Genomic DNA, 6692 nt, shown 5'->3' with positions numbered 1-6692 from the left:
AGGAGCATCAGCGCAACGGGCTTTCCCACGATGTTGCTCCGCCCGACCACGACGGCGTCCATCCCTTTAAGCTCCAGGCCGGTCGAATCGAGGAGCTTCATTATACCGGCCGGGGTGCACGGCTCGAAGACCGGGTCCCCGAGGACGACCCTCCCGACGTTATAGGGGTGGAAGCCGTCCACGTCCTTTTCCGGCGAGATGCTCTCGATTACCTCCTTTTCGCCCTCGCCGAGGCGGCCGGGAAGCGGCAACTGGACGAGTATGCCGTGTACGGAGTCGTCCTCGTTAAGCCTCCTGATAAGACCGAGAAGCTCGTCCTCGGCGGTCTCGGCCGGGAGCCTGTGCGGGAAGGAGGCTATCCCCACCTCCGCGCAGGCCTTCTCCTTATTCCTCACGTAGACCTGCGAGGCCGGGTCCTCTCCGACGAGCACCACGGCAAGGCCGGGAGTGACCCCTTTTTCCTTGAGTTCCGCGCATTCGGCCTTGAGCCCCTCTCGGAGCTCCCGGGCGAGCGCCTTTCCGTCTATAATCTCCGCCATGGACTTTTTAGTATACTTTAAGACCCCCGAGATTGCAAAATTTTTGTGCCCCGGGCTCACAGCCGGGGCGGGTTTTTTCACGAGAACCGAGCCTTTTACTTGACAGGGCATTTAGCTCCCTATATTATCGAAACAGAGGAATACCATACAAACCAATAAAAGACGGGAGGAGAGTCATGTCATACTTGGACAAAGTAAAGGAAGAGCTTAAGAGGGCCGCCCAGGAGGGGTGGAGCGCCATGAAGGAGGGCGCGAAGGTGGCCGCGGACAAGAGCGAGGAAGTGGCGAAGACCGGAAAGCTCCGCTACAGGGCGCATATACTGCACAAGCAGGCCGAAAAACTTTTCGCCAACCTCGGGGGCATGGTCTACGAGATGGCAAAGCCCCCCTACGAGAACCCGCTCTCCAACCAGGAGGTCATGAGGCTTATCGAGGAGATAAAGGGGGTCGAAAAAGAGACGAACGAGGTCGAGGAGGAGATAGAGCGGGCCGGCACGAAAGAGGAAAAGGAATCCGCCGAATCCTCGGAACCCCCGAAATCGAGTGAGCCGAGCGAACCGAAAGAACCGGGCAAACCGACAGAGGAGTAACCGTTTTACCGCCGCCGCCTTCCCCCTTCCCCGAAAGGCGGTTCGAGCGGCATACCCCTGCCCCCCTGCCCCCTGCCCGAGGGCGGTTTTCTCCGTCTATGTGGAGGTAGAGGGGGATGAGGATAGGGGGAGGAGGAGAGCCGTGATCCGTGGAAGGCATACCGTTACTTAAAGACATAGTAATCCTCATAGCGGTCTCCGTACCAATAAGCATCGTCCTCGTCCGGCTCGGCCTCCCCACCATAGTAGGGTTTCTCCTTACGGGCGTCATCATAGGCCCTTACGGCTTCGGGCTCGTGACCGACCCGGCCGAGGTCGAGACACTGGCCCAGATGGGCATAGTGCTCTTGCTCTTTACCATCGGGCTCGAGTTCTCAGTCACGAGGATGCTCAACATAAAACGGGAGGCCATGCTCGGCGGCGGCCTCCAGATTGGCTTTACCGTCCTGCTGGTCTGGCTCTTCGCCACGTTCCTCGACCAGCCCTTCCACGTAGCCGTCCTCCTGGGCTTCATAGTCTCGCTCTCATCATCGGCGATAGTCCTAAAACTTCTCGTGGACAGCGGGGAGGTCAGCTCCTCGCACGGGAACCTTTCGGTGGGGATCCTCCTCTTCCAGGACCTCTGCGTGGTGCTCATGGTCATGGTCATCGAGGGTATGGGCGGTGACGCCGGGGTCTCAGGCGTCGAACTCGTAAAGAGGCTCGGCATGGCCGTGGCCGCGATAGCCATAATAGTGGTGACGGTCTCCTACCTCGCCCCGAAACTCTTCCACGTGGTGGTTAAACTCCGGAACAGGGAGGTCTTCATCCTTACCATCGTGCTCGTATGCCTGGGCACGGCGTGGCTCACCTCGCTCGTGGGGCTCTCGCTCGCGCTCGGGGCCTTCATAGCCGGGCTCGTGGTCTCCGAGTCCGAGTACTCGAACCAGATAGTGGCCGAGGTCCTTCCCTTCCGGGACACCTTCAGCTCGCTCTTCTTCATGTCCATGGGGATGCTGCTGGAGCTCCAGTTCTTCGTCTACCACATGCCCCAACTCCTGCTCCTCGCCGCGGCCGTACTCGTCGTAAAGGCCCTTATACTTATCGGGGTGGGCCGTATTCTTAACTACCCGCTCCGGCTCTCGCTCATGGTCGGCTTCAACCTGGCTCAGATAGGCGAGTTCTCCTTCATACTCATAAAGATGGGGCAGGACGACGGGTACCTCAGCCAGGGGCTCTACCAGACGCTCCTCGCCGTCTCCATAATAACCATGGCCATAACGCCCTTTATCTTCAAGTTCTCCTCGTCCGCGGCCTTCCGGATAGCGCACAAGCTCGGGGCAAGGGCCTCGCAGAAGGGGATACCCAAGAAGACCCACCTCGCGAACCACGTGATAATCGTCGGCTACGGCCTTAACGGCCGGAACCTCGCGCGCGTGCTGAAGGAGACGGCCATCGAGCATCTGGTGTTGGACATAAACTTCACCAGGGTCGCCAAGGCGAAGAAAGACGGCCACAGGGCCTACTACGGGGACGCGAGCCACCCGGAGATACTTAAGAAGATGGCCGTCGAGAGGGCCAAGATGGTGGTCTTCGCCATAACCGACCCGGTAAGTACCCGTAGAGGCGTTACGGTGGCGCGGGAGTTGAACCCGGCCCTCTCTATAGTGGTCAGGACCCGCTACACCGGGGAGGTCGAGGAGCTCTACCGGCTTGGCTCGGACCAGGTAATATCCGAGGAGTTCGAGACCTCGGTGGAGATATTCGCCAGAGTCCTTAGGGACTACCGCCTCCCGGCCAATATCATACAGAACCAGATCGACCTCGTCAGGCAGGAGGGCTATGCCATGCTGAGGAGCCCGTCGCTCTCCGGCGAGAGGCTCGCGAGCCTGGCCTCGATACTCGATACCAGCGTCATGGATACCTTCTTTATCGAGAAGGGCTGCAGGGTCGCGGGTATGACGCTCGAGGAGCTGGACCTGAGGAGGAAGACGGGCGGGACCACGGTCATGGCGGTCATAAGGAACGGCAAGGCGCACACCAACCCCAGGGGGGAGTTCAAGTTCGCCCCGGGCGACATGCTGGTGCTCCTCGGGGCCCACGGGGAGCTTAACGTCGCGCTCCGTATCCTGAAGGAGAAGTGCCCCACAGCCGAGGGTGGGGCGGGGGGGAAGGACGAGACCTTCTGGGGAAGGGGGGAGTAGGGTGCTGCCGCACGGTTAATGTCATACGAGGCCCCACTATACTCAGGACAGGCCTCCCGGGGGGTTTGTGCTTTATCCGGGCATGTGGTATGCTTTTTTTATAAACCCAGTAACAGTCGCAATGCATAACGGAGGGCCTGTCATGAAGAGGAGTATAGTATTAGTCGTACCGTTCTTGTTACTGCTTTTTTCCGTAGGCGGGTGCATGGAGGGCATGGTCCAGCCTCAGGCCACCGTTGACCCCGGGCTGCAGGCGCAGATGGCCCCCTACCACGGCCCCAGGGCCTCCGTGGCCGTGGCCAAGTTCGACTGGAAGGTCGGGGGAGGGTCGAGCACATCCACCACCACCATAAGCGGGATGGGGAACAGGGGCAGGGGCAGGGGCCACGGCAAGCCTATTATCATAACCCACCAGCAGTCCAACTACATGACGGGCCTTAAGGACATGCTTACCACTTCACTTGTGCAGAGCGGCCGCTACCGCGTGCTCGAGCGCCAGGAGTTCGAGTCCTTGAAGGGCGAGATGGCGCTTGCCGAAGAGGGCTACGTCGAGAAGGAGACCGCCATTAAGAAGGGCAAGGTAAAGGGAGCGGAGCTCTTGGTCGTCGCCGCCATCACGGGCTGGGAGCCCGATGCAACAGGCATGGGCGGCGGTATCGGCGGCATAGGAGGAGGGGTGCTCGGAGGGGTGCTCGGCGGATACAAGAAGTCCTACATGGCAATGGATATACGCATCATCGACGCGGCGACCTCCGAGATACTCTCGGCCACGCGCGTCGAGGGCATTGCCAAGGACGTGAACCTCGGGGTCCTTCTGGGAGGCGTGACCGGGAACGTTGGGCTCGGGGTCGGGCTTTCGAGCTACGCCAAGACACCCATGGAGAAGGCCATAAGGACCTGCATAAACGAGGCCGTGAAGTACATAGTGACGGGTACCCCGCAGAGCTACTTCAAATACTGACCTGCGCGTGGTGCGGCTTAAAAACCGATGTAGTTCGACGGGGGCGGCCGAAGGCCGCCCCCGTTTCTTTATTCGCCTTTACCGTGTCTGTATTTGATTACCCTGACCTTCTCGAGGGTGATGAGCCCTTCGTCGACCATCTCGTCGAGGAGCGGCAGGAGTTTATTTAGCTTCTCCTCGGTGTCCACTATCTCTATAACCACGGGCAGGTCTTCGGAGAGGCGGAGGATCTTCGCGGTATGCAGCCGCGAGTGCGCTCCAAAACCCATTATCCCGCGTAAGACCGTCGCGCCTGCGAGGTTCAGCTCGCGCGCCTTAAGCACTATCTCTTCGTAAAGGGCTTTTCCGTTATACGTATCCGACTCGCCGATGAATATTCTGAGCAGTGATCCCTCTTCCGGAAGCTTCATCTTCTTACCTCCTTTTTCCGGCCTCCTTTATCTGGCCAAATACCGTGACAGGCCGAAGCCCGCGAACACGGCCGCTATGCAGAGCGCGTTACTCAGGACGACGTTCAGGGCGGCGAGCTTGGTCTCGCCGTCGCGGAGCAGGCTGAAGGTCTCTATACTGAAGGTCGAAAAGGTCGTAAAGCCTCCGAGGAGCCCTATGAATGTAAAGAGTCTCAGCTCTGGCGAGACGGCGGCGCGCTCGAACAACTCCCAGAGGAAGCCTATTGCCAGGGCACCCGCGACGTTCACCACGAGCGTGCCCCAGGGGAAGACCACCCCGCCCGCTCCGACCAGCCGGTGGGTGAGCCCCGAAAGGCCGTAGCGGAGTAGCGCCCCCACACCGCCTCCGGCGGCTATGAGCAGCAGTTTCGTAATAATATTATCCTTAAGCTAAGCTCTTTTTAAGCGGCCATAGATATAACATTTTAGGCGGTGGAGTGGAAGGGGAAAGGGGCGCGGGTAGTCGCCGCTACTTACTTCTTGCCCGAGATATAAGCCTCTACTTCCTTTACGTATTCCGGGTAAAGCTCTTCGGCCGTCCCGATCGCCGCGAGGACGAGCGTGTCTTCGATGGCGTCGTACTCGTGGACGAGCCTGTTCCTGAGCCCCGCTGACGGGGCGAGCCTTTCCGCGAGCGCCTTCGGGACTACCCCGAGTCCGCCGAGTTTTATAAAGCTTTCGTAGTAGTCTTCCGGCGGGTTGTTGCCGGTGTGGACGATTATGTGGGTGTTTATATCTATGGCCGCCTCTATAAGCTCCTGCATGAGCCTTTCCGCCGCCTTCCTCTTGTAGAGGTCCGCGGCGTACTCTTCGGCCGTCATCCCGCCTATGGGCTCAAGCGCCTTGAGGCCCTCGATTATTACCCCGAGTTTTTTCCTGACAATCCCCTCTTCAACGGGTGTCATGCAAGCCCCCTTGATTCGAGAAAGTCGGTTATCGCGGTGCGCTGCGCATCGCGGAGCTTTTTCGTGTCGACGTACCTCCTGAACGCGAGCGAGTAGAACTCGCTGAAGAGGCCGGGGGAGCGCTCGTAGAGGACCCGGCCGCCGCGGGCCGCCAGGAACTTAAGGAGCGGGTTCGCGCGCCCGAGGTCGACGACGTCGACCCTGTCCGTTTTAAGCAGCCTTATGACCCGGTTGGTGAGCTCCAGCATGTCCGGCCGGTCGTCGAAAAGGAACGCGAGGTCTATGTCGCTCCGCTTGTGCACCTTGCCCGAGACGACCGAGCCGAAGACCAGGACGAGTTTCAGGCCCTTTTCCTCGAAGATCGGGGCGAGCCCCACCCGTATCTCCTCTATCGAGAGTATTTCCCCCGTCTTTCCCATAGACCCATTTTTCCACAAACCACCGATAAAAGCAACAGGCAGGGAGTCAGGTGAATGGAAGGAGGACGAGTAAAAAGCAAACCCAACCTTTCATAGATAAATGGCCTTGCCGATTTCTCTTGCAACCACCGTATCGAATTTGTACTCTTTAACCCAAGGGCTCTCAATCTGCAATTTTTTAAAAGCAGCTTGAAAGTTTTGTCCTTTTGATATACCAATAACAACGGCGTCTTCGGTAGGGTGGAATCGTCCCTTTTTCATTTTGAACTCCACCGAGCACGAATCGCCGATTTCGTAGAAGATATAAGTCTTTGTTCGGCTGTTCTTCATTTGACAATTGTCCTCCTTCATTTTGTTAAATTATTGATCAAAGTGGAGGGATTTGTCCAGAGTTTATGGGTGCTATTTTGAAAAAAAGATGCGGCGCGACGAGCAGCGTATTTACCCTCAGTTGGGATAACACGGATAACAAATGATAGAAATAATAAAATCACCATGGGAGAGCACCTTTTTGGGGCTTTTAAGGAAAGCAAAAGCACACGTTTATCTTGCAAGTCCGTTTATAAAGCATCAGACGGCACAGCTAATCATAGAAAATTCCAGCCCAAAAATTGATTTCAGGTATCTCAATTCCTTTAAGTTGTCC

9 protein-coding genes are annotated in these 6692 nt (G+C 58.0%); 3 read left to right on the top strand and 6 right to left on the bottom strand.

Features of this window, described 5'->3' with window-relative positions:
- A partial coding sequence (locus V3W31_08580; protein ID MEE9614984.1) for a tetrahydrofolate dehydrogenase/cyclohydrolase catalytic domain-containing protein occupies nucleotides 1-539 on the bottom strand: 539 nt, incomplete at its 3' end.
- 176 nt (nucleotides 540-715) lie between these two features.
- Here V3W31_08580 and V3W31_08575 point away from each other — a divergent pair.
- From V3W31_08575 to V3W31_08565, 3 genes are all read left to right on the top strand, one after another.
- The gene (locus V3W31_08575; GenBank protein MEE9614983.1) at nucleotides 716-1129 is read left to right on the top strand and encodes a hypothetical protein; all 414 of its coding nucleotides are present in this window, start codon (nucleotides 716-718) and stop codon (nucleotides 1127-1129) included.
- A gap of 149 nt (nucleotides 1130-1278) precedes the next feature.
- Nucleotides 1279-3312 (top strand): cation:proton antiporter, encoded by a 2034-nt coding sequence (locus V3W31_08570; GenBank protein ID MEE9614982.1) that lies wholly within the window; start codon nucleotides 1279-1281, stop codon nucleotides 3310-3312.
- A 142-nt stretch (nucleotides 3313-3454) separates the two neighbouring features.
- The gene (locus V3W31_08565; protein MEE9614981.1) at nucleotides 3455-4273 is read left to right on the top strand and encodes a CsgG/HfaB family protein; all 819 of its coding nucleotides are present in this window, start codon (nucleotides 3455-3457) and stop codon (nucleotides 4271-4273) included.
- A gap of 68 nt (nucleotides 4274-4341) precedes the next feature.
- Here the strand turns inward: V3W31_08565 and V3W31_08560 are convergent, their stop codons facing one another.
- The 5 genes from V3W31_08560 to V3W31_08540 all read right to left on the bottom strand — a co-directional run bounded on the left by V3W31_08560 (nucleotide 4342) and on the right by V3W31_08540 (nucleotide 6376).
- Entirely contained in the window at nucleotides 4342-4683 is a 342-nt protein-coding gene (locus V3W31_08560) for a DUF190 domain-containing protein (GenBank protein MEE9614980.1), read from the bottom strand.
- 27 nt (nucleotides 4684-4710) lie between these two features.
- The gene (crcB, locus tag V3W31_08555) at nucleotides 4711-5079 is read right to left on the bottom strand and encodes a fluoride efflux transporter CrcB (protein ID MEE9614979.1); all 369 of its coding nucleotides are present in this window, start codon (nucleotides 5077-5079) and stop codon (nucleotides 4711-4713) included.
- Between the two features lie 116 nt (nucleotides 5080-5195).
- Nucleotides 5196-5627, bottom strand: a complete 432-nt coding sequence (locus V3W31_08550) for a DUF86 domain-containing protein (protein ID MEE9614978.1) — start codon at nucleotides 5625-5627, stop codon at nucleotides 5196-5198.
- A complete protein-coding gene (locus V3W31_08545; protein MEE9614977.1) occupies nucleotides 5624-6046 on the bottom strand; it encodes a nucleotidyltransferase domain-containing protein in 423 nt (140 codons plus the stop codon). The genes V3W31_08550 and V3W31_08545 overlap by 4 nt, the downstream gene beginning before the upstream one ends.
- Nucleotides 6047-6136: 90 nt before the next feature.
- Nucleotides 6137-6376 carry a hypothetical protein gene (locus tag V3W31_08540; protein ID MEE9614976.1) on the bottom strand — a complete coding sequence of 80 codons (240 nt, stop codon included), beginning with the start codon at nucleotides 6374-6376 and terminating at the stop codon, nucleotides 6137-6139.
- Between the last annotated feature and the right edge of the window lie 316 nt (nucleotides 6377-6692).

The organism is Thermodesulfobacteriota bacterium, assembly GCA_036482575.1.
GTDB lineage: Bacteria > Desulfobacterota > GWC2-55-46 > GWC2-55-46 > JAUVFY01 > JAZGJJ01.
This window is presented reverse-complemented; position numbering and strand designations above follow the sequence as displayed.

Excerpts from the sequence above, each read along its gene's own strand:
- V3W31_08575 (MEE9614983.1), top strand. The coding sequence starts at position 716 with ATGTCATACTTGGACAAAGTAAAGGAAGAGCTTAAGAGGGCCGCCCAG.
- V3W31_08565 (MEE9614981.1), top strand. The coding sequence starts at position 3,455 with ATGAAGAGGAGTATAGTATTAGTCGTACCGTTCTTGTTACTGCTTTTT.
- V3W31_08560 (MEE9614980.1), bottom strand. The coding sequence starts at position 4,683 with ATGAAGCTTCCGGAAGAGGGATCACTGCTCAGAATATTCATCGGCGAG.
- V3W31_08550 (MEE9614978.1), bottom strand. The coding sequence starts at position 5,627 with ATGACACCCGTTGAAGAGGGGATTGTCAGGAAAAAACTCGGGGTAATA.
- V3W31_08545 (MEE9614977.1), bottom strand. The coding sequence starts at position 6,046 with ATGGGAAAGACGGGGGAAATACTCTCGATAGAGGAGATACGGGTGGGG.
- V3W31_08540 (MEE9614976.1), bottom strand. The coding sequence starts at position 6,376 with ATGAAGAACAGCCGAACAAAGACTTATATCTTCTACGAAATCGGCGAT.